Annotated in this window: 19 protein-coding genes; 3 read left to right on the plus strand and 16 right to left on the minus strand. The window is 74.2% G+C overall.

Going from position 1 to position 21,960, the window contains the following annotated elements; genetic code table 11:
* Positions 1–90: 90 nt before the first annotated feature.
* Positions 91–1,860: an enoyl-CoA hydratase-related protein gene (locus tag ACFWTC_RS23230; RefSeq protein ID WP_384074521.1), complete on the minus strand. Its 1,770-nt coding sequence runs from the start codon at positions 1,858–1,860 to the stop codon at positions 91–93.
* A 498-nt stretch (positions 1,861–2,358) separates the two neighbouring features.
* A complete protein-coding gene (locus ACFWTC_RS23235) occupies positions 2,359–3,780 on the minus strand; it encodes a DUF2252 domain-containing protein (RefSeq protein ID WP_384074474.1) in 1,422 nt (473 codons plus the stop codon).
* Between the two features lie 741 nt (positions 3,781–4,521).
* On the opposite strand from ACFWTC_RS23235, the gene ACFWTC_RS23240 reads away from it, so the two are divergent.
* From ACFWTC_RS23240 to ACFWTC_RS23250, 3 genes are all read left to right on the plus strand, one after another.
* Positions 4,522–5,892 carry a helix-turn-helix domain-containing protein gene (locus ACFWTC_RS23240; RefSeq protein WP_383923140.1) on the plus strand — a complete coding sequence of 457 codons (1,371 nt, stop codon included), beginning with the start codon at positions 4,522–4,524 and terminating at the stop codon, positions 5,890–5,892.
* A gap of 181 nt (positions 5,893–6,073) precedes the next feature.
* The gene (locus ACFWTC_RS23245; protein WP_383923143.1) at positions 6,074–6,289 is read left to right on the plus strand and encodes a hypothetical protein; all 216 of its coding nucleotides are present in this window, start codon (positions 6,074–6,076) and stop codon (positions 6,287–6,289) included.
* An 81-nt stretch (positions 6,290–6,370) separates the two neighbouring features.
* Complete coding sequence (locus ACFWTC_RS23250; RefSeq protein ID WP_383923145.1) at positions 6,371–6,571, plus strand: hypothetical protein; 201 nt, start codon at positions 6,371–6,373, stop codon at positions 6,569–6,571.
* Between the two features lie 64 nt (positions 6,572–6,635).
* On the opposite strand, the gene ACFWTC_RS23255 is transcribed toward ACFWTC_RS23250, so the two are convergent.
* The 14 genes from ACFWTC_RS23255 to ACFWTC_RS23320 all read right to left on the minus strand — a co-directional run bounded on the left by ACFWTC_RS23255 (position 6,636) and on the right by ACFWTC_RS23320 (position 21,958).
* Positions 6,636–9,740 (minus strand): BTAD domain-containing putative transcriptional regulator, encoded by a 3,105-nt coding sequence (locus ACFWTC_RS23255; RefSeq protein ID WP_383923146.1) that lies wholly within the window; start codon positions 9,738–9,740, stop codon positions 6,636–6,638.
* Between the two features lie 149 nt (positions 9,741–9,889).
* Positions 9,890–10,573, minus strand: coding sequence for a guanitoxin biosynthesis heme-dependent pre-guanitoxin N-hydroxylase GntA (gene gntA, locus ACFWTC_RS23260; RefSeq protein ID WP_383923148.1), 684 nt, complete (start codon positions 10,571–10,573; stop codon positions 9,890–9,892).
* On the minus strand, positions 10,570–12,573 hold the full coding sequence (locus ACFWTC_RS23265) for a hypothetical protein (RefSeq protein WP_383923149.1): 2,004 nt from the start codon (positions 12,571–12,573) through the stop codon (positions 10,570–10,572). The genes gntA and ACFWTC_RS23265 overlap by 4 nt, the downstream gene beginning before the upstream one ends.
* Positions 12,570–13,415, minus strand: a complete 846-nt coding sequence (locus ACFWTC_RS23270) for a hypothetical protein (RefSeq protein ID WP_384074476.1) — start codon at positions 13,413–13,415, stop codon at positions 12,570–12,572. Before ACFWTC_RS23270 ends, ACFWTC_RS23265 begins: the two co-directional genes overlap by 4 nt.
* Before the next feature lie 4 nt (positions 13,416–13,419).
* Positions 13,420–14,151 (minus strand): class I SAM-dependent DNA methyltransferase, encoded by a 732-nt coding sequence (locus ACFWTC_RS23275; protein WP_383923154.1) that lies wholly within the window; start codon positions 14,149–14,151, stop codon positions 13,420–13,422.
* 104 nt (positions 14,152–14,255) lie between these two features.
* A complete protein-coding gene (locus tag ACFWTC_RS23280) occupies positions 14,256–15,503 on the minus strand; it encodes an ATP-grasp domain-containing protein (protein ID WP_383923157.1) in 1,248 nt (415 codons plus the stop codon).
* A 145-nt stretch (positions 15,504–15,648) separates the two neighbouring features.
* A complete protein-coding gene (locus ACFWTC_RS23285) occupies positions 15,649–16,317 on the minus strand; it encodes a 4'-phosphopantetheinyl transferase family protein (protein WP_384074479.1) in 669 nt (222 codons plus the stop codon).
* 140 nt (positions 16,318–16,457) lie between these two features.
* Positions 16,458–17,732, minus strand: coding sequence for an MFS transporter (locus ACFWTC_RS23290; protein ID WP_384074482.1), 1,275 nt, complete (start codon positions 17,730–17,732; stop codon positions 16,458–16,460).
* A 21-nt stretch (positions 17,733–17,753) separates the two neighbouring features.
* Positions 17,754–18,029: a hypothetical protein gene (locus tag ACFWTC_RS23295; protein WP_383923163.1), complete on the minus strand. Its 276-nt coding sequence runs from the start codon at positions 18,027–18,029 to the stop codon at positions 17,754–17,756.
* Positions 18,016–18,750 (minus strand): SDR family NAD(P)-dependent oxidoreductase, encoded by a 735-nt coding sequence (locus ACFWTC_RS23300; protein ID WP_383923166.1) that lies wholly within the window; start codon positions 18,748–18,750, stop codon positions 18,016–18,018. The genes ACFWTC_RS23295 and ACFWTC_RS23300 overlap by 14 nt, the downstream gene beginning before the upstream one ends.
* Positions 18,750–19,373: a class I SAM-dependent methyltransferase gene (locus tag ACFWTC_RS23305; protein WP_383923169.1), complete on the minus strand. Its 624-nt coding sequence runs from the start codon at positions 19,371–19,373 to the stop codon at positions 18,750–18,752. The genes ACFWTC_RS23300 and ACFWTC_RS23305 overlap by 1 nt, the downstream gene beginning before the upstream one ends.
* On the minus strand, positions 19,370–20,509 hold the full coding sequence (locus tag ACFWTC_RS23310; RefSeq protein WP_383923171.1) for an HAD-IIIC family phosphatase: 1,140 nt from the start codon (positions 20,507–20,509) through the stop codon (positions 19,370–19,372). Before ACFWTC_RS23310 ends, ACFWTC_RS23305 begins: the two co-directional genes overlap by 4 nt.
* Positions 20,496–21,680 carry an acyl-CoA dehydrogenase family protein gene (locus ACFWTC_RS23315; RefSeq protein WP_384074485.1) on the minus strand — a complete coding sequence of 395 codons (1,185 nt, stop codon included), beginning with the start codon at positions 21,678–21,680 and terminating at the stop codon, positions 20,496–20,498. Before ACFWTC_RS23315 ends, ACFWTC_RS23310 begins: the two co-directional genes overlap by 14 nt.
* Complete coding sequence (locus ACFWTC_RS23320; protein ID WP_383923176.1) at positions 21,677–21,958, minus strand: acyl carrier protein; 282 nt, start codon at positions 21,956–21,958, stop codon at positions 21,677–21,679. Before ACFWTC_RS23320 ends, ACFWTC_RS23315 begins: the two co-directional genes overlap by 4 nt.
* Between the last annotated feature and the right edge of the window lie 2 nt (positions 21,959–21,960).

Here is a 21,960-nt window from a genome sequence, read left to right on the forward strand (position 1 = left end):
AGGAAGGGTTTCGGGGGCGGTCGGGGGCGGGGAGCGCAAGCTCCGGGCGCCGGGCACGGAGGGGCCGAGCGTTCGGTCTCACCCTTCTTGCTAACAGCCCGGCGCCCCACGTGCCCCGTCATGTACGGCCATTGCGGTGAACGGGCGCTGCCGGGAGGGCAGCGGCGCGGTGTGCCGCCCCGGCACGGCCTGCGCGAGGTGGCGCGGTGTGGCGTCCGGGGTCTCCTTGCGTACGAAGGCCCGGCGCAGGGCGTGGTACGGGGCGGCGGGATCGTCGAAGGTCGCGCGCATCGGGGCCAGCTCCGCGGCGCGGTAGGCGGCGAGCGGCCGCTCCGCCTCGTCGCGCTCGCGGCGGGCCTTCTTCGCCGCGATCCGGGCGGGGGTGGCGGGGAGCGCGGCGAGGCGGGACGCGAGCCGTGCCGTTTCCGCGGCGAAGGCCCCGGGGGCGCACGGGACCGTACGGTCGACCAGGCCGAGCCGGAGCGCGGCCTCCGCGCTCAGCGGCAGTGCCTCGGTGGTGAGCCGCTCGGCGACGCCGGTGCCGACGCGGCGGGGCAGGGTGTACGTCCAGAACTCGGAGCCGGTCAGGCCCATGAGGCGGTAGTGCGGGTTCAGGACCGTGCCGGAGCGGCACCAGACCTCGTCGGCCGCGAGGGCGAGCATGGCCCCGCCGGCGGCGGCGTTGCCCCCGAGGGCGGCGACGACGAGCCGGTCGGTGGTGGTGAGGACGGCCTCGACGAGGTCGTCGATGGCGTTGATGTTGGCCCAGGACTCCGCGGCCGGGTCGGCGGCCGCCTCGATGACGCCCAGGTGGATGCCGTTGGAGAAGAAGTCGCGGCCGCCGCCGAGGACGAGGACGGAGGTGGGGCGGGCGCAGGCGGCCCGGTAGGCGTCCAGCAGCCGCCGGCAGTGCGCGGTGCTCATCGCGCCGCCGGGGAACGAGAACGAGAGGAAGCCGGTCGTCCCCTCCTCGCGGTAGCCGATGTCGGACCAGGTCCGGCGGCGCGGGTCGGTGGGGAACGGCGCCGGGTGCTCGCGCAGCGGGGGCAGCCGGTCGGCGAGGGCGGTGGTCGCGGGGAGCCTGGGCGTGGCGGGTCCGCCCGGGGTGCGGGGGGCCCGGAGTTCGGGGATCCAGACGGCTCCGTCGGCGGTGGCCCGGCAGATCGCGCCGGCCCGGGTGGCGAGCAGCTCGCCGGGGCGGCCGCGCAGCCGGTCCTCGGGGTGGCCTCCGTGCAGGTACCACGCGGCGCCGAGCAGTTCGTCCCGTACGCCGGGCTGCGAGTCGGCGGCGCGCAGGGAGCGCAGCACCCGCTCGGTGGAGTCGGCCTCCCAGTCGATGCGGCGGCTCTCCTGACGCATGGCGGGGCGCGCGGTGCCGGTGGTCTGCGGCTGCGGTACGTACGTGCCGGAGGCGAAGCGGTCGACGGCGAGCAGGACGGCCCGCAGCGCGGCGTCGGCAACTTCCCCGCGGTACAGGTCGCTCTTGCCGACCGGCGGGACGGGGCACTCGGCCGTGGCCCAGACGGCTCCGGCGTCCATCTCCGCCTCGGCCTGCAGGACGGTGACGCCCCAGCGGGCGGCCCGGTCGCGGACGGCCCAGTCGAGGGAGGAGGGGCCGCGGTCGCCGAGCGGGCCGGGGTGGACGATCAGACAGGTACGGGCGGCCCACACATCCTCGGGAACGGCCGTGCGCAGCATCGGCGCGAGGACCAGGTCGGGCCGGTGGCGGTCGACGGCCTCGGTCAGGGAGACGTGGGGCAGGGCGAGCTCGACCGCCACGCTGTGGCCGTAGTCGCGCAGCTCGGCGTGGACCCGCTGGGTGAGGCTGTTGAACGCGCTCGCAACGAGCAGGACGTGCACGTGATCTCCCAGCGGCTGCCCGGATCCGGGGCGCCGTGCGCCCCGGCTGATCATGACCGGAACATGACCGGCCGCCTGAGATGCTCGGGTACGCCGGCGGGGACGCGCCCGGCGCCGAGCGGTGGTGTCACCCGAAAGCGGGCCCCCCGAGGGCCAGTCGGCCGCACCCGGCGCGGCGCGCGCCACGGCTGGCCGGGCGGGGTGTGTCGCAGCGGCCCGGCGGCACGCTCCGTACGGCGGCTGTCGGCCTCATCGGCGAGGACCCGAGCCGCCCGTGTCACCGCAGGCGGGAGCGGTATCACCGCTGGCCGGGTGGGGTGTGTCGCCGCTGGCTGGCGGCATGCTCCGTGCGGCGGCGGGGGGCCACCTCGGCGGCGGAGGGTGCCGCCGCCGATGGCTGCCCGCGCCTCGCGCGTGCTGCGCGCGCGGCGCCTCCCGGGGGTCGCCGGCCCGTTGCGCTGCACGCCCCCGCCCAAGAGGCGGATAGGGCGCTCCGGTTCAGGCCGCGGCGGCGGTCACCCGGCCCGCGGCAATCGCGTCCACCAAGGCCTGGTGGTCACGCGCGTTCTGGTCGGCGTAGCTCTCCGCGAACCGTACGAGCGCCTGGTCGAAGACGTCCCGGCGGCCCAGGTACGCGGCGATGGCGATCCGGTCACCGGACCGGGCGTGCGCACGGGCCAGGGTGACGCCGCACAGCTCGGCGAAGACCCTCATGCCCCGGGGTTCCATCTGCGACGGTTCCGCGATCCCCTTCCAGTCGCGCAGCTGGCGTACGTAGAAGTCCCGCTCGAGGCCGTCGATCCCGTTCGTCCGCTGCCAGCCCAGGAAGATGTCGCTGGCGGCCTGCATCAACCGCTGGCCCGCGACGACCCGCTCCCCCTGGGTGGCGTACGCACTGGCTCCGGCGTGCGCGGCGAGCACGGAGTCGCCCGCCTCCTTGGCCTGCAGGATCAGCGGGTCCTGCCCGTCGCGCCCGAGCAGCAGCACGACCCAGCAGCGCATGCCGACGCTCCCGACGCCCACCACCTTGCGGGCCATGTCCACGACGGTGTACTGCCTCAGCAGGTGCCTGCGGTCCGTCTGGAGGCTGCGCCCGTACCGCTCCACCAGGGACCGGATCTGCCCGTCGAGCGCGTCGCGCTCCTGGTCCGGCAGCAGCTGGGAGACCGGCGTGATCAGCTGCGGGACCGCGGCGAAGCGGCGGCGGCCGCCGACCACCTCGGTGAGCTTCTCGAACGCCTGCCGGCTGTCGCGGCCGCGCGCCTTGTGCAGCGCCTCGGACATGCTCTTGCGCCCGCGGGTGTGCAGTGCGCCCTCCGCCAGCGCCTGGAGCTGCGCCTCGTCGACCCGGGCGTACCAGACGTCGAGGTTGCCCATCCCGGCGAAGGCGCGCATCTGCTCGCGGTAGGTGCGCACCGCCGACCGTACGATCTCCGCGCGCTCCCGGTCGGAGAAGCCGTTCTCGCGCCCCGCGATGACGAGGCTGGTCGCGAGCCGTTTGACGTCCCATTCCCACGGTCCGGGCAGCGTCTCGTCGAAGTCGTTGATGTCGAACAGCAGGTTGCGCTCCGGGGACCCGAGCAGCCGGAAGTTCAGCAGATGGGCGTCGCCACAGAGCTGGACCCGGATGCCCGAGTCGGGTGCGACCGCCAGGTCGCCGGCCATGATCGCCGCAGCGCCCCGGTAGAAGCGGAACGGTGACTCCGCCATCCGGCCGTAGCGGATCGGCACCAGCTCCTGGACCCGGGTGGCGGACTGCCCCTCGATCACCTCCACCGGGTCCGCCCGGTGCGGCGACGGTTCGAACGGTCCGTGGGCGGAGCGCGGTGCGCGCGTCCGGGCGGCCCTGCCGTCGGCGGCCCGTTCTCCGGCCGTGCGGCGGGGCCCGGGCCCGACCGCATTCGTCTCGCGCATCGCCATCGTCGTGAACCTCCGGCCGACGGGGCCCCCGCATCCCAGCATGGCATCCGCCGGGACCGGCGGCCCCGCGGGCGGCGGTCCCGGGGCCGCCGCGCAGGCCCGCGACGCAGCGGCGCGGCGTTCCGGGGGGAGCCGCTGAGCCGGTGGGAGCGGACGGGGGCACGGCCCGGTGCGGGGCGTCGTGCCCGCCGACGCGGCCTCGCCGTCCCAGACCATGCGGGGGCCGCGTCGAAAACGCTCGTGGGCCTGCTGCCGGCCCCGCTCGCCACCCCTCCGTGGTGCGGCCGGACACCCGCAACCGGAGCGGACGTCCGCACCGTCTCCGGCTTCGGAAGCCACCCCCGCCACCGCAAATGCGAAACGCTTTCCGAGCGGAGTCAATAATTCTGGTTACGCCGGTTCGGCGTTTCCGCATATCCACCGGCGCTCGGGACCCTACGTCGAGGTTGACCACTTTGCGGCATTATTGACAGAATCACTTGACTCACTCGGCGAGACTCCGGGCCGTATCCGCTTTACCGACGTGCCCGCCTCCCTCCGCACCGGCCCGGGCAGGGAGGACGGTTCCGGGGATCGGCCGCGGCACCCGGAGGTCGCAGGGCGGCCACCGGCCGCCGAGTGGACGGACCCGCCCACCCGGGAATGCACGCGAGCCCTGGCCGGGTCCGGCATTGACCGAGTATATTCACTGCATATTCACACCCGATGTACGCCGCCGGTCTCACGCAGGGGGAAATCGCCATGACGGAATCGCAGACTCTGGGGTCACGGATCCGTCGGTTGCGCCGTGAAGCGGGACTGTCACAGATGGACCTGGCCGGCGACAACCTCTCGGCGAGCTACATCTCCCTGCTGGAGGCGGGCAAGCGGACCCCGTCCCCGGAAGTGCTGGAGCAGATCGCCGCCCGCCTGGGCTGCGGTCCCGAGCACCTGCTGGAACTCCTGGCGCCCGAACGCCACGACATCCCGCAGACGGACCTGCGCTACGCGGAGATCAGCCTGCGCAACGGCGACCCCGAAACCGCGCTCGCGACCTTCACCGCCGTCCGCGACAAGGCCGCCCGGGCGGGGCAGGAGGGCATCCGGCTGACCGCCGAGTACGGCGTGGCCCAGGCCCTGGAGCACGCCGGCCGCCTGGAGGAGGCCACCGACCGCTACCAGGCCCTGCTGGACCACGCCGGCTACGGGCAGTCCCTGGTCCCGCGGCTCACGGTGGCGGTGGCCCTGTGCCGCTGCTACCGCGAGACGGGCGACCTGGCCCATGCGATCGACCTGGCCACCACCACCCTGGAGGAGGCCCGTCAACTGCGGCTCACCTCGACCGTGCTGGGCGTCGAACTGCTGGCCACGCTCGTCGGCCTGTACTGCGAACGCGGCGACCTGCACCGCGCCGCCTTCCTGGCGCGCACCGCCATCGAGGAGGCCGAGGGCATCAAGGACCGCAAGGCCCTGGGAGCCGCGTACTGGAACGCCGGAGCGGTGGCCCACCGCAGCGGAGCCTCCGCCGACGCCCTGTTGCTGCTGGAACGCGCCCTGGCCATCTACTCCGAGGGGGACGACGCCCGTGCGCTGTCGCGGCTGCGCAACGCCTACGCGTCGGTGCTGATGCAGTCGGAGACCGCCGACATCGCGGAGGCCAAGTCACAGCTGACGCGCAGCGCCGAGAACCTGGCCAGCCACGGCAGCACGGTGGACATGGCGTACTGCGAGACCGCACTGGCCCGGGCCTGCCTGCTGGAGGGCAACCCCCGCGAGGCGGAGCAGCACGCGCGCCGCTCGCTCGAACTCCTCGGCACCGGACACCGGCTGGAAACGGCGCGCACCCTCCTGGTGCTGGCGGGCTCCCAGCTGCAACTCGGTGACACCGCGGCCGCCGAGGAGGGCAGCGAGCGCGCCGCGCTGCTGCTGGAGGCGTCCGAGGCCGACCGGCAGGCGGCTTCCGCCTGGAACGACCTCGGGGAACTCCTGGAGCGCTCCGGACGCGCCGAACGCGCCGTCTGGGCCTACCGCCAGAGCCTGCGGTGCCTCGGCCAGCGCAGCAGCCTCCTCCCGGCGGCGGGCGGATCCTCCCTGGTCCCCGGCCGGCGCCCCGTGGACCACGGCCCGGCCTGACCGGGCGGCCGGGCGCCGGGCGGGCTGGGCAGGAGGAGCGGGCGGCGGAGCCGTAGATCGATCGATAGATCGGTCGTTGATCACCGACGCCTAAGGTCGCAGGAGACGGCGAAGGGGGACGGCGGTCGCCGTCCCCGGCGCCACACACCGGCTTTCCTCCCCGACGAGAGAGACGCACCGCATGCCGCACGTACCCCGCTTCCCCGCCGGTGCAGCTCCGTACGGCCGATCGGTCACCGACCCGCTCCGCCGGCGTCCCGCCCGGGTACTGGCGATGGCACTGCTGCTGACTCTCATCTCCGTCCCCCTCGCCACCGTGCCCGCACCGCAGTTCGGCGACGTCCTGACCCGTGTGGCCGTCGGCCCGACCGGCGACGACATCCCCCTCTGCTGCTGACGAACCCCGTCGGCAGTCGCGTATCACCCGCTCCACACCGCCGGCAGACCACCGGTGGTGACAGTCAAGGAGAACCACCTCATGTCGAAGCTCTTCCGCACCTGTACCGCGCTCTGCCTGGCACTGCTCGCCGCGACCGCTCTGGGCGCCGCCGGCCAGCCGCCCGCCCCGACGGCGGGTGGTGTGCACACCACCGTGGCCGACGCGGGCACCGGGGAGATGACCACGGAAGACGTCAACAACACCGGTTCCAGGTTCCAGCCCACGGCCATCACGAGCTGAGCCACGGCGGACCGGAGGCCGCCCGGGCACCGACCCCCCGTGCCCGGGCGGCCTCCGGCTCACGTCACGAGCGGCCGTCGACCAGCCTGCTCCCGTTCCGCGAAGGCACCTCGCCCAGCCCGGCCAGCAGCTTCGCCACGTCCGCCGCATCGGGCAGCCCCAGGCGCGTGAAGACGCCGCGGGCCCGCTCGAGGTGCTCCCTGGCCCGGTCCCCCTCCCCCAGATCGGCCAGCGTCCGCCCCATGACGACCAGCGCCTGCGCCAGGTCCCGCTCCGAGCACGCCTCCTCGCAGCGGGCGATCGCCGAGGCCGCGTGCTGCACCGCTTCCTGATGCCGCCCCGAGGCGCGCAGGGTCTCCGCCAGCCGGTAGAGCGCCTGGGCCTCCCGCTCCCGCAGCCCGGTCGCCCGGCACACGGTCAGGGCCTCGCCGTAGCGGGCCACCGCCTCCTCGTACCGGCCCAGTTCGTGCAGGGCCAGGGCGCTCACATACAGGGCATATGCCGCGGCAACGTTGTCATCCAGTTCCCGCATCAGCACCAGGGCCGACTCGCAGGAGACAAGGGCCTCCTCGGGGCGCCCGCTGCGCACGCGGGCCAGTGCCGCGTTGACGGTCGTCACCGCCGCGCCCGAGCGGTGGCCCAGGGTGTGCGCCAGGGCGATCGCCTCGTCGTACCAGACGGCCGCCTCCTCGAAGTGGCGCAGGAATTGCGCCACCAGACCGCGGTCGTTGAGGGCCTGGCGCAGGGCGTAGATGTCCCCCGCCGCCCGAGCCGCCACGGCGGCCAGCCCGGCGTGCAGCCCCGCTTCGGCGACCCTGCCGGCGCGCAGTGCTATGCCCCCGCACAGCACCCGCGCCCGCCCCACGCTCCGCCGGCAGCCGGTCCGTTCCGCGGCCTCCGCGAGCGCCAGGGCCACCGGCGCCATCCGGTCGTACCAGACGGCGTGGGTGAAGGGGCTGACGGCCAGCAGCAGGTCCACCGCGTTGCCCAGCCGCTCCTGCCCCGTGTCCGGCAGGCCCGGGGCGACGGCGCTGAGCGCGGCGGCGACCAGCCCGTCGACCTCGGCCGCCACCCAGGCACGGCCGGCGTGCACGTCCGGGAAGTCGAGGCCCCGCGACCTCAGAGGGCCGAACACGTCGGCCACCGGATCTCCGGGGACCGCGTGCAGGTACGCGCTGGCGGCCGTCGCGAGCAGGAAGTCCAACAGCCGGCCCAGGGCCTGCGCCGCCTCCTCGGGATCGCGGGAGACGGCCCGCTGGCGGGCGTAGACCCGTACGAGGTCGTGGTAGCCGTAGCGCCCCGGTTTGGCCGACTCCAGCATCGCGGCATCGGTCAGCGATTCCAGCAGGGTCTCCGCCGTGCAGTCGTCGACACCGATCACGGCGGCCGCCGCGGGGATGCCTATGCAGGCCGTACCGGCCAGGGCCACCAGTCGGAACGCCCGCGCCTGCGCGGGCGTGAGCTGCTCGTAGCCGAGTTCGAAGGCGGCGTCGATGGCCAGTGCGCCGACCCGCAGTTCGGCGAGGCGCCGATGTTCGTCCGCCAGCCGCGCGGCCAGCGTCGCCACCGTCCAGCCCGGCCGCGCCGAGAGCCGGGTCGCCACGATCCGCACCGCGAGCGGCAGGTGGCCGCAGGCCTCGATCAGCTCCAGGGCGTCCCCGTGCTCCACGGCCAGCCGGTCCCGCCCGATGATCGAACCGAGCAGGGCCAGTGCCTCGTCGGTGCGGAACGGCTTCAGCAGCAACTGCGCCGTCAGCGGCAGGTCGAACAGGGGCGACCGGCTCGTGAGGATGACCGCGCAGCTGGACGACCCCGGGATCAGCCCCCTCACCTGGGCGGCGTCCCGGGCGTTGTCGAGCATGATCAGCAGCCGCCGTCCGTCGACGACCGAACGGAAGAGCCGGCAGCGGTCCTCGACCCCGTCGGGCACCTCGTCCTCGGGCACTCCCAGCGAGGCCAGGAAGCCGGCCAGGACGAAGCCCGGTTCCGCCGGGTCGCTCCCGCCGCCGCGCAGATCGACGTACAACTGCCCGTCCGGGTAGTGGGCGCGGGCCCGGTGCGCGACGTGCAGGGCGACGGAGGTCTTGCCGACGCCCCCCATTCCGGCGGCGGCCAGCACGACCGGGGTCCTGCGCACCGGTTCGGTCAGCAGGGCGTACCAGGCGTCGACCTCCTCGCTGCGCCCGACGAAGTCCGGCGCGTCGTACGGGAGCTGGGCGGGCACCGGTCGGGCGGGCGACGCCGGCGCCGGCGCGGGCCGCACCGGCGCCGACGGCTCCCGCTCCGTGGCGGTGTCGTCCTCCGGCTCCGCCCGCGCTTCGGCGCCGGCGCCGGAGGCGGTGTCGGTGTCGGTGTCGGTGTCGGCGCCCCACCCCGGATGCGCGGCGGCGTGCGCCGGGGCGGGTCCGGCCAGCGCGGGATCGCCGACCAGGATCCGCCGGTGCACCTCGGACAGTTCCGGGCCCGGCTCGATGCCCTGCTCCAGGACGAGCAGGTCCCGGACCCGGTTGAACACCGCCAGGGCGTCGGCCTGGCGGCCGGCCCCGTACAGCGCTCGCATCAGCAGTCCGTAGGGGCGCTCCCGCAGGGGGTGCTCCTCGGTCAGTTCCACCAGGTCCGGTACGGCGGCGCGGTGGTGGCCCATGTCCAGGGCCAGGTCGAAGCGCTTCTCCAGGAGGGCCAGCCTCATCTCGTCCAGCCGGGAGCGCTGACGCTCCGCGAACGGGCCGGGCACGCCGCTCAGCGGTTCCCCCTGCCACAGGCTCAACGCGCTCGCCAGTAACCGCTCGGCCTGCGGCATCCGGTCGCGGGCCACTGCCCGCGCGGCCTCGGCCGCCATCACGTCGGCCCGGCGCAGGTCCAGCGCCTCGTCGCTCAGGGCCAGCCGGTACCCGTCGCCGGCCAGTTCCAGAACGGTCGGTGAGTCCCCTTCCGGTTCGAGCAGCTTGCGCAGCCGCCAGACGTACGTGCGGATGGTGGAGACGGCCCGGGTCGGCGGCGTCTGCGCCCACAGCGCCTCGACGATCTGTGTCATGGAGACGTGCCGGTTGGCGCGCAGGAGCAATAGGCACAGGAGGGCCTGCTGCTGGGGTGGACCCACCGGCAGCTCGACCTCACCCCGGTAGGCACGCACCCTGCCCAGTACCTCGAAACGGAACCCTGCGGCCATTCTTGTGTCTCCCCTCGCAGCTGCACGAACAATCGCGCTTGTCCGTGGCATCCGCGTAAGACGGAATTCCCGGGTTCGGGGTTTCCTTCCGACCCGGCGGATGTGCGAGGGGCGCCACCCGGCGTCGGCGGGCCGGTCAGTCGGGCCGGTCAGTCGGGCCGGTCGAACGGGCACTTCCACTGCGGCGGGACCGCGCGCCCGGAGTACTGCCGGGCTTCGGAGACCGTGCCGTGCTCGGCGAGCATGGGGTTCACATCACCCTGCAGTGCCACTTCCTTGCCGCGTATCTTCGTCTGCATCCCCTGGTAGACGCCAGTGCGCTTCAGCTCGGCGAACTGCCGGTGGCAGTTGAAGATCAGAGCCGGCAGGGCGAAGCGCCGCGAGATGCGCGAAGCACGTCGGTGCAGGCCTATGACGAAGAACGGATGGCCGCCGAAGCTGAACCCGAAACGGGGGCTGCGCGGATCGTCCGAGATGTCGGGGGCCCACGGGTTCTCGGCGCGGTCGATCGCGTGGAGTGCGCTCAACTGGTGCCAGAGCAAGCGCTCGAACTCCTCCTCGTCCGCCGGATCGGACCCGGCGAAGATCGCGGCGAAGGAGTGGAAGCGTCCGGGCCCCGACAGCCGGCCGGTGAGGAACCCTTGCAGGTCCGTGCGGAGTCGGTGCAGGCTCTCCTGGTCGCCCAGAGCCCCGTAGACACCGGTCACCAGCTCTCCGCGGTGAAGCGCCGCCCGTGCTCCCAGGCAGGTGAACTCGTCGGCCCGCAGCCAGGTGGTGAAACGCTCGACCACCTCCTCGGCGCTCTCGCGGCCCGGGGTGTCCTCGTGCCTCATCGTCCGCTCCACCCCCGGCCGGCGAGCGCCCGCAGCACCGTTTCCCGGCGGCGGCGCCCCTCCGCCCGGAGGGGGCCGCCGTCCGTGGCGACGAACTCCGCCCGTACGGTGAGCGAGAGGTGCCCGGCGGGCACCCTCCCGCCCTGCAGCAGGTCCTTCACCGCGACGAGCCGGCTCTCGGTGTCGCCGGCCTCGGCGACCACCCGCAGGACCTCCGCAGCCGACACCGCCTCGGGCACGACGACGCTCACGTTGAACGCGGGCAGCGGCAGCGGCTCCGGCAGCCGCACGGCCGCCGGGACCGGCGTGAGGCCGCCCAGTGCGCCGAGGTCCAGCTCGGCGCAGAACACCCGCTCCCCCGCCGCGTCGAGCAGGGCCGCGGTCTCCTCGGACAGCAGCCCCGCCCGGCCCACCGTGGTGCCCTGCACCCGGACGGCGAAGGAGGCGTCCGCCGCGAAGTCCGCGTACGGCCGCGGGGTCAGCTCCGGGGCCTCCTGCCCCGCCGCACCGGTCAGGGTCCGCAAGAGGCCGCTCAGGTCGGCGAAGCCCACGGCCCGCGGCCGGGGTTCGACCAGCGACGCGGGTGCGGCGGCTCCGCTCAGGACGGCGGCGAACCGCCAGGACTCGTCGCCGTACGCGGCGGACAGCGGGACCTGGCCGAGTTCGAACAGGTGGGCCGCTCCGGTGTGCCGCAGGGACCGGTCGGCGCTGCCGAGGAGGCCCGGCAGCAGGGAGCCGCGCACCCGCATGTCGCGCAGCCCGGCCCGCCCGTGCACGGTGACGGGCTCGGCCCCCGATGGCGCGGCGACCGCGGTGAGGGGCTCCGAGGGTCGCAACAGCACCGGGGAGAGGACCTGTTGCAGCCCCCGCCGCAGGGCGGCGTCGGCGAGGCCGCGCCGCAGGAGGCGCGCCGGGTCCGGCCAAGGGCCCGCGGTGGAAGGCGGCAGCCGGCGCGGCACCGTCCGGTACCCCCGGATGCGGGCCACCTCACCGGCGAGCGCGGGGACACCGTCCAGGTCCGGGCGCCGGGCGTCCACCGTGACGTGCAGCGGGCCGCCCTCCGGGCGGGGCTCGACCGCCGTTCCGCCCGCGGTCAGCAGGGAGGTCAGGGTCGCGAGGTCGAGGTCCGGGTCGACCAGCCGGCGCAGTTCGCGGGGGTCCGGGCGCAGCACGCGCGGGGCGGGTGCCGCCGCGCCGGCGCGGCCGGCCGCCGTGACGGTTCCGCCCGCCCAGTCGGTGACGAGCCGGGCCAGGCGGGCCACCGCGCGGTCGCAGGACTCCGGGTCGTGTCCGCGTACGGCGGGCGGTGCGTGCGTGTCCGGCTCCGGGCCGGTCCCGGGCGCGGCGTGCGCGGCCGTCGGGTCGAGCCACCAGGCCCACACCAGCGTCGCGCGGCCGTCGGCGGAAACGGCGCTCGGCGGAGCGTCGCGTCCCAGCACGGCCACCGTCCGTTCGCCCGCGGACAGCACCCAGCTGCCGGGGGGTGTGCGGGGGCCGTCGCCGGCAGCGGGTTCGGCCGGCTCCGCGGTCCGCAGTCGCAGGCCGGTGAGGTCCAGTGCACGGGCGTCGGCCGCGCCGAGGGGCTGGCCCGTTTCGAGCCCGACGTACGCCGCCAGGTCGGCCACCGTCCCGGTGAGCGGTACGCCCGCGGCGCGCAGCCGGTCCGCTGCCGCGACGGGGAGCCGGACCGCGTGCGGCAGTCGGACGACGGCTGCCGCCACCCGGCCCGGGACGTTGCCGTCGGCGGTGAGCGCGAGCCCGTTCGGCAGGCGCGACAGTTCGAGCGGGGCGAGCGGCGCACGGCCGCCCCGCGCGCGCACTTCGGCTGCCAGGCCGCGTACGGATCCGAGGTGGGCGAGCGCGGGCGGTGGCTCGACCTCCACCGCGCGGTCGGCGTCCGGGACGGCGCGTGCGCCGCTCTCGTGGAGAGCGTCGAGCAGCGCGGCGCGGTCGACGTCGCCGCCGCACTCCTGTTCCAGCCAGGCCAGGGGGATTCTCACGGTCGGTCGGTTCCTTTCTCCGGCGGTCCGACCGGCAGGCAGGCGTGATCGAACTGCTCCAGCAGGCGCGGGTCGTTGACCAGCAGCTCCCGGATGTCGGTCAGCCCGTGGGTGAGCCTCATGAGGCGCTCGACGGAGCAGCCGAAGCTCAGCCCCACGACCCGTTCCGGGTCGTAGCCCCCGGCGGTGAGCACGTCGTCGCGGAGCATGCCGCCGGCGCCTATCTCGACGTGCCCGCGTCCCTCGCACTCGTCGCAGCCGGGGCCGCAGCGCGGGCAGGCGACCTCCACGGCGAATCCCGGCGAGGCGAAGGGATAGTCGCCGCGCCGCACGCGCCACGGGTGTCCCCGTCCGAACAGGCCGGACACCAGGCGGTCGAAGAGTCCCATGAGGTCCGGGAGGCCCGTGCCCGGCTGGACCACCAGTCCGTCGATCTGGGTGAACTGGGAGCCGGAGTAGGGAGAGGAGAGCTCGTTGCGGAAGCAGGTGCCCACCAGCAGGGTCCGCAGCGGACCGGGGGCGGCGGACCGCATGGCCTGCGGGCCGCCGGAGGTCGCGTGGGTGCGCAGGACCAGGTCCGGTGCGGGGAAGAAGCTCAGACGGGTCCGGGTCGGGTGGTCCTGCGGGTAGCCGAGCACGTCGAAGTTGTCGCCGGCCGATTCCAGCAGGGGCAGGTCGACGACGTCGAAGCCGAGGGGTGTGAACAGGTCCCCGATCCGGTCCACGAGGGCCGCCACCGGATGGGGACGCCCGGTGCGGGGCCCGGCCGGTGGCAGCCCGGGATCGCATCGGGCGTCGGCCACCGCCGGAGTCAGGACGGCGGGCGTCACTTCGTCCGGCACGGTGTCAGCTCGCCTTGCGGTAGACGCCGATGTGGTTCTCCGAGTAGGTGTCGTAGGGGACGTTGCCCCAGTCGCCCCAGCGCTCGCTGAGCTCCAGTCCGGCGATCCTGGCCATGAGGTCGAGCTCCGAGGGCCACGTGTAGCGCAGGAAGGCCGGGTAGAGCTTGATGCCGTCCTCCCGGATCTCGACGTGGTTCTCCTTGATGTGCTGGGTGGCCCGGTCGAAGGTGTCGGCCTCTATGCGCACGTGGTCGAGCCCGACGTCGTACACGTGGGCGCGGCCGTTGAAGCGGAAGCGCGTCGGGTCGGGGACGAACGTCTCCACGACGAACAGTCCGCCGGGCTCCAGGTGGGCCGCCACCGACTCGAAGCACTGGATCTGCTCTTCCTGCGTCTGCAGCGCGTACAGCGAGTTGAGCAGCAGGAAGACGAGGGAGTAGCGGCGCTCGGAGGTGAAGTCGGCGATGTTGCCGATGGACACCTCGATGGACTCGCCGCCGGGCTTGGTGCGCATCACGTCGACGATCTCCGGGGACGCGTCGAGCCCGTCGAGCGGCACGCCGCGCTGCGCGAGGGGGAGGGCGACGCGGCCGGTCCCGATGGCGAGTTCGAGTGCCCGGCCGCCGCCCACGCGCTTGGCGAGGAACTCGACGGCGCCCTCGGGCTCCGGCCAGTCGATGTGGTCGTACACGTTCTTCCAGCGGGGGCCGTACGTTTCGGGCTTCCACTCGGTCATGGTTCGGGCCTCTCTCGTGGTCTGTCGTGGGCCGGCGCGGTCGGTGCCGGGCCGGCGGGGGGCGTGGCAGGTCGGTGGGGTGCGGTGGAGGGGGCGTCGGGCGGTCAGGAGCCGAGGACGCGCAGTTCGTGGTGGGCGAGGAGCAGGCGGTCCTCGACCTCGTCGGCGTGCGGGCCGGTGGCCATGACGTAGCCGACCCGTCCGTAGAGGTCCTCCGGAGGGGGTGTCACCATCTCCCCGCGCGGGCGCAGCTCGCTGATCTCGTGGATCCAGGGGCGGCCGCGCAGCGTGGCGGCTTCGGCCAGGCCGTCGAAGCGCTGACGGGACCGGGGGTAGAGGAAGCGGATGCCGGCCGCGCGGTCCCCGCTGGACGCGGTCTGCGGCGGGCGGCCCAGGGCGGCGGAGACGAGCAGCGAACCGAGCCGCACGCCGCGGGCCAGTTCGACGATGCGGGAGGCGATGTCGCCGCCCGGTCGCGCGTTCAGCTCGATGATGCGCGGGCCGGCCGGGGTCATCTTCACTTCGACGTGGGCCACCGTGCGGTCGATGCCGGCGGCGAGGACGCTGCGGCAGGCGAGGTCGAAGCCCTCGGTCATCTCGGCTCGGCCCAGGGTGCCGTTTCCGGTGATGAAGCCCGCCTCGACCGGGTAGGGGTCGTACGCCCAGATCTTGCGCGCCCAGGAGACCGGGGTGGCCGTGCCGTCGTGCACGAGGCAGTCGACGTCGAATTCGAAGCCCTCCAGGAATTCCTCGACGAGGATTCCCTCGCTTTCCAGGCCCATCTTGTCCGCGTGCAGGGCCGCGTCGAAAGCGGCGTCGAATTGTGATTCCTCGTCCACCCGGCGGACCCCGGCGCTGCCGGACAGGCCCCGCGGTTTGACCATCAGGGGGTAGCCGATCTCGCGGGCGGCCCGCCGTGCCCCGGCGAGGTCGTGGACGAGGAGGGAGCGGGTCGGCGAGATCCCGGTGTCGCCCAGCAGGGTGCGTTGGCGGTGCTTGTCGCGCGCCAGCTCGGCCGCCGCCACCGGCACTCCCGGCAACCCGAGGCTCCGGGCCAGGCGGGCCGCGGTGACCACCATGGTCTCCTCGTACGTCACCACGGCCGCGACCCGGCGCCGGTCCAGGAGGACCTTCGCGGCCCGCAGCGCGTTCTCGTCGGCGCCGCTGCCGTCGGAGGCGTCGAAGACCCCGGCAGCCTGCACCAGGTGCCGCTGCCAGGTCACCGGTTCGGGGTTGAGCAGCAGCAGGTCGGCGTCCGCGGCCATCTGGGCCAGCAGGCGTTCGTGGCCGGCGCGGTAGCCCGACCCCACGACGAGCAGCGTTTCGCGGCTGCCCGCACTGTCGTGTGTCACGTGCGTTCCTCTCGGTCCGATCGCGTCCGGCGGTGTTCGGACGGGGTGGGGTGATAGCGAGTCAAGTACCTCTATGACTCGTTGTCAAGATTAGTCACTAATGCAGTCACTAATGCTTCTCCAGGGCGTTGCGGCCTCCGTGTGTTCACGGAAGCGGGCGGAGGGTGCGCACGGTCAGGGCCGGTGGTGTCCGGGACGCCCCGCCGTCCGGTACGGCGACGGCGAGTGCCGCGCGGTGGCCGGGCGGCAGGTCGAGGTCGGCGAAGGCCCACCCCCGGGGAGTCGGCGCCGGCCCCCTCCCGTCCGCGGCGAGGTCGGCGGCCAGCCCCACGCACTGGCCGGCCAGCCCGCCGGGCAGTCCCGTACCGATGCCCTTCAGGTACGCCTCCTTGCGCACCCAGCAGCTCAGGAAGGCCTCCTCCCGCTGTGCGGGCGGCAGTTCGGCGAGCGCGGCGCGCTCGGCCGGGTGCAGACGGCGGATCATGCCGTCGAGCGGGCTGTCCGGGTGGCGGAAGGCCCGCGACTCGACGTCGACGCCGACGACGACTGCGGCGAGCGCCACGACGGCCAGGCCGCCCGAGCGGGACAGGGAGAACTCGACGGCCGGCGCCCCGCCGGCCAGGGTGGGCCGTCCGTGCGGCTGCGCGCAGTGCGGCAGACCGCAGGTCTCGCGGGTCAGCCGCACCTCGCGCGGCGCGATGCCGAGACACCCGCCGAGGACGGTCCGCAGCGCGATGTGCGAGGCGACGTACCGGCGTCGCGCGCGGTCGTCGTGGAACGCCGCCGCCCGCGCGCCCTCCCGTCGGTCGAGCACGCGTTCCGGACGCCCCTCGGGGACGGACTCCAGGGGGACGACCCAGACGGCGGCCTCGCCCTGCCCGGGCAGATCGCCGGGTACGGGCCGTCCCCGCGGGGGCGCGCACCGGGGGGACTCGGGGGATGCGATGGGCTCTTCTACGGGATCGTCTCCTTGCTCGGAGGGGCGGCCGTGAGGCGGTGGACGCTGCGGCCGCGGAACGAGAACAGGGCGTACAGCGCGAGGCCGTAGCCGCCGAGTTGCAGGGCGAGGTAGCTCCACACCCCGCCTCCGTCCACCACGGGCAGCAGCACCAGGGGCGCGACGAACGCGCCGAGGCCGTGGGCGAGGGAGGTGGCCGCGGCGTAGCTCTCCAGCCGCGCCGGCGGGGCGGTCAGCGTGACGAGCGGCTGGACGCTCGGCGCGATCAGGCATTCGCCGACGGCGAAGACCAGCCCGAACAGCGCGCCGAACAGGAGCCGCACGCCCGTCCCGGGCACCAGCACCGCGGCCGTCAGCGCCCCCATGGCGACCACCCAGACCAGGATGGCCGCCGTCAGCGCGGCGACGTACCCGATCCGTTCGATGGCTCGCAGGGCGAGGCCCTGGAAGGCGATGACGCCGACGGTGTTGCAGGCGATGACGACGCTGATGGCGGACACGGACAGGTCCGCGTTCCGCAGGATCGCGGGAACCACGGCGTCCACCTGGGCGAGGCCGAAGACGACCAGGGCCGTTTGCATCAGGAGGAGCCGGAGGAACACCCTGTCGCGCAGCGCCGTGCCCCGGTCGCCCCCGTCGTCCCGGGGTACGGCGGAACCGGCCCCGTCCGTGCCCGGCTCGGCCGGCCGTCGCTCCACCCGCCGGAGACGGACGAGGACGGCCCCGTGCAGCAGGTAGCTGACCGCGTTGGCGGCCAGGCACAGGACGTACCCCGCCTCGCCGAGGTGCTCGACGGCCTGGCCGCCGAGCAGCGCGCCGACGGCCACGGTCAGGGCGGAGACGCGGTGCTGCCCCGAGAGGACGCGGCTGAGTTCGCAGGTGCCGAAGACCTTGGTGAGCAGCGGCGTCTGCACCGCGTAGTAGGCGCCGGTGCCCGCTCCGGAGAGGCAGGCCGCGGGGACGGTGGAGACCATCGAGTCCGCCGCCGCCAGCCAGGCCGCCCCGGCGGCCTGGAGGACGGTGGCTCCGATCGCGGACAGGCCGGGGCCGTAGAGCTTCCCGACCTTGCCCGCGAGCGGGTTCACGGCGAGACCGGCCATCGCGAACAGCGCGAAGTACAGCGAGACGCCGGAGGTGGGCAGACCGAGCGTCTCCCGGAGGTAGGCCACCATGAGCGGCAGCACGAGGCCGGTGCCGAACGTGGTGGCGCCCCATCCGGCGAGGAACCCCTTGTAGAGGGGCAGCGGCTTCCTGCGTGCCGCCCTTCTCACCGGTCCACCCCCGTGCGGCGTTCACGTTCCGGCATCGGATGCTCCCGCCGGGGCCCCGGCGCGGGCCGGGGCGATCCTGTCGAGGGCCTCGTACGGGTCGGAGGCGATGCGGGCGGGCTCGGCGCCCCTGGCGACCGCGCCCCTCGGGCCGACTCCGCCGGCGCCGTACACGAGCCGGTGGCCGCGGGCGGCGATCAGGCCGCCCGGTGCGTTCGCCGTTGCCGCGCAGCGCGGCGGGTGTCCCCGGGGCGCGCCGTGGAAGTCGCCGATGGACAGGTGGTGTTCAGAGGTATCCATAGCTGAGCCAGCCTCCGTCCACGACCAGGGTCTGGCCGTTGATGTAGTCGGCCTCCGGGGAGGCCAGGAAGAGGACGGGGCCGACGATGTCCTGCGGCCTGCCGCGCCTGCGGGCGGGAATGCGCCCGACGATGGCGTCCTCGGTGAGCGCGGCCGGGTGCGGGGTCTCGATGCGGATCATGCCGGGGGCCACCGCGTTGACGTTGACGCCGCGAGCGGCCCACTCGACGCCCAGGCTGCGGGTCAGCTGCAGGACGCCGCCCTTGCTCGCCGCATACAGCGCCCGTTCGGGAAACGCGGTGTACGACAGCAGCGAGCAGAAGTTGACGATCTTGCCGTGGCCCTGCTCCAGCAGGTGCCTGCCGAAGACCTTGCAGGTGAGGAAGGTGCCGATGACGTTCGTGTCCAGCAGTCCGCGGGCGTCGTCCACGGAGAACTCCGTGGTGGGGCCCATGTCGAACAGCCCGGCGGCGTTGACGAGCACGTCCACGCCGCCGAACGTCTCGGTCACCCGCTCGGCGCACCGCTGCACCTGCCGCTCGTCCCCGACGTCGGCCGGCAGCGCGAGGCTCTCGGCCCCGAGGGCCTCGATCTCCGCAGCCACCGACTCCACTTGGGCGGCGGTGCGGGCCATCAGGGCGACCTGGGCGCCGCGCTCGGCGAAACCGAGCGCGACGGCGCGTCCGATGCCCCGGCCGCCCCCGGTGACGACGACGCGCATCAGCGGGCCCGGAATTCGCCGAACCAGTGCAACTGGTCGGGCTTGGTGCGCGTGGGGACGTTGCGGTACACGTACAGGCCCACGCAGGTGAAGCGGTCGGAGCGGAAGGTCCCGAGGATCTCGTCGCTGGTGATGCGGCGCGGTCCGGTGCCCTCGACCATGTGGTCGGAGAAGGAGTTGAGGAGGAAGAGCCCGCCCGGCTTCAGCAGGCGGTGCACTTCGTCGGCGTACCGGCCGCGTGCCTCGTCGCGCATGTTGTGGAAGACGAACGAGTCGGTGACGACATCGGCCGAGCCGTCCGGGAGCGGCACGTCGAGCACGTCTCCCTGAACGAAGTCCGCCGAGGCGCCCGCGAGTTCGGCCCACTTGCGGGCACGGGCGACCGCGTCGGCCGACAGGTCGACACCCGTCACGTCGAGTCCCTGAACCGACAGGAACACGGCGTCGACGCCCGGGCCGCTGCCCAGGTCGATGAGGCGCTGGCCGGGCTTGAGGGTGCCGTCGATGACGCGCTTGACGAGTTCGAGGCCCGGAGAGGCGTTGAACCAGGAGAGCTTGGCGAGCGGCTCCTCGGAGTACACGGAGGAGAAGGTGTCGGTCCAGCTCTGGGTGAAGGCCTTCATGCGGTCAGCTCCTTGGTCGTGCCGCGCGGGGCGGCGGGGTTGTCGTCGACGACGAGGCGCACGTAGCCGGGCACGGCCGGGCGGCGCTCGTCGGGGAGGGAGAGGACGACGAGGTCGTCCGTACGGGATTCGACGGTGAATCCCGCGAACCGGTAGGTGACGAGCATCTGCCGGTTGCGTTCGGTGGGCCGGAAGAGGGCGACGGTTCCGGCACCGTGCGCGGCGGCCAGCCGGGCGACGGCGGCGATCAGGGTGGAGCCGACGTTGCGGCCCATGACGCGGCACGACATCAGCAGCAGGCGGATCGTCCACGGGGGCGCGGCGTCGGCGTGCGGGTCCGCCACCGCTGCCGCGTCCGTCCGGCCGGTGCCGATGACGGCGAGGCCGATCGTGCCGTACGTGCCGAAGCGGTCGTCGAGTTCGGCGACGAACACGCGGTGGTCCGGGTGCCGTGTCAGCGACGCGAGCTCGGCCTCGTCGAAGGTGATGCCGGTGGTGTTGAGCTGGTGGGTGCGCTGGGTCAGTTCGGCGGCGCGGGCGAGGTCCGCGGGAGTCGCCTCGCGCACGCGCAGGGTCATGTCGAGCGAACGCAGGAACTCCTCCCCCGGCCCGTCGAACGCCACCTCGTGGCTGCGGCGCCTGCTCTCCGCCAGGTACATCGACCGGCGGCGCCGCGCGTCGTCGGTGACCTGCGCGGGCAGCACACCGCCGTCGGCCACCAGGGCGTGCAGCTCCTGCCTGGTCATGCACCGCACCTGGGGCAGCTCGCTGGCCACTTCGGCCCGCTCGAACTCCGAGTCGTCCACGAACAGCACGCTGTCGGGGGAGATGTTCAGCTCCCGGGTGACGGCGCGCAGCGAGGCGGACTTGGCCGACCAGCCGACCTGCGGGTAGAGGAAGTACGCGTCGAGGCCGAAGGCGCGCAGCCGCTCCGCGACCGCTCCGGGTTCGTTGCGGCTGGCGACGGACTGGAGGATGCCGTGCTCGTCGAGGGTCCGGACCAGCCTCCGGTTGGCTTCGGGGACCCTGAGGTCGTCGCCTTCGAGCAGCGTGCCGTCCCACAGGGTGTCGTCCAGGTCCCAGACCACGCACTTGACCCGCGGGGCAGCCGGAGTGTGCGGCTCAGCGTTCTGCATGGGTGTCGTCCTCTCCGTGGCGCGCCGCCGTCCGGACCGGGGCGCGGTCCGTGGTGCCGCCCCGGCCGCGCAGCAGGTCGGCGGCGACGATGTCCTGGAGCACCTCGGTCGGCCCCTCGATGACCTCGTGGACGCGCGCGGCGGCGTGCAGCCGGGCCAGCGGGTGGTCCTCGGCCTGTCCGGCCGCGCCGAGGAGCCGGGAGGCGGTGGCGGTGGTGGTACTCGCCGCACGGCTGGCCAGCAGCTTGGCGCGGGCGACGGTCACCGCGGCGGACGGTGCCCGGTCCTCGACCTCGTGGGCGGTCTGCCGTACGTAGCGGGCGGCGGCGTCGGTGGCGAGCGCGGCGTCGGCGAGCAGCCCCCGGACGAGTTGCCGGTCGCCCAGGGTGGCACCGCCCTGGGCGCGGGTGGCGGCGTGGTCGGCGGCGAGGCGCAGGGCGGCCTCCGCGACGCCCACGGCGCCGGCGGCGACGTACAGCCTGCCCAGCGTCAGGCAGGACGTGACCACGAAGGGGATGCCGAAGCCGGGGCGGCCGACCGCGCGGGTGGCCGGTACGGTGGCGCCGTCGAACGTGACTCGGGCGAGCCGTGCGGCGCGCAGCCCCGCGGTGACGGGTTCCGCGCCGACGCGTACGCCCGCACCGGCGTCCACCAGTGCGCAGCTGCCGCGCCCCGCCGTGCTGCCGAAGACGAGGTAGGTGTCGGCGATCTGGCCGAACGACAGCCAGCGCTTGGTGCCGGTGACCCGCAGGGTGTCGCCGTCGCTCTCGATGGTGGTGGTCAGGGCGCCGATGTCCGCGCCGGCCTCCTGCTCGGTGAGTGCGAACGCGGCGAGGATCCGGCCGGTCGCCAGGTCGGGCAGCAGCGTGTCGCGCAGCGCGGAAGCGGCCCAGCGGCGTACCGCGTGGCAGACCATGGCGTGGACGACGAGCAGGCTGTGCAGACTGGGTGAGGCGGCGGCCACCAGGCGGTGCACGTCGGTGACGGCGGCGAGCGCCGTCCCGCTGCCGTGGTGGGCGGTGTCCACGGTCAGGCCGAGCAGTCCGAGGCCGGCCAGTTCGTCGATGTCCTGGCGCGGTACGGCGCCCGCGCGTTCCCAGGCCGTGGCCCGGGCGGCGAAGGCGTCGTCGCGCAGTGCCTCCAGGAGTGCCTCGGGCGCGGAGCCGGTCACGAGGCCGCCAGCCTGCGGTTGACGAGCCCGGCGAGACCCCGGATCGAGTCGAAGTGGACGAGTTCGAGGTCCTCGTCGCCGATCTCGATGGAGAAGGTGCGCTCGACGAAGTCGACCATCTGGACGGCGGCCACGGAGTCGAGGACGCCGTCGGAGATGAGCGGCCTGTCGTCCGTGATGCCGGGACGCCCGCTGAGCCGGGCAATGAACTCCCGTACGGTGGACGTCACTTCGTCAGGGGTGTGGGACCGGGCGGAGGTGGTGTGCGGGGAAGCCATGG

The organism is Streptomyces sp. NPDC058619, from assembly GCF_042717785.1.
Lineage (GTDB): Bacteria > Actinomycetota > Actinomycetes > Streptomycetales > Streptomycetaceae > Streptomyces.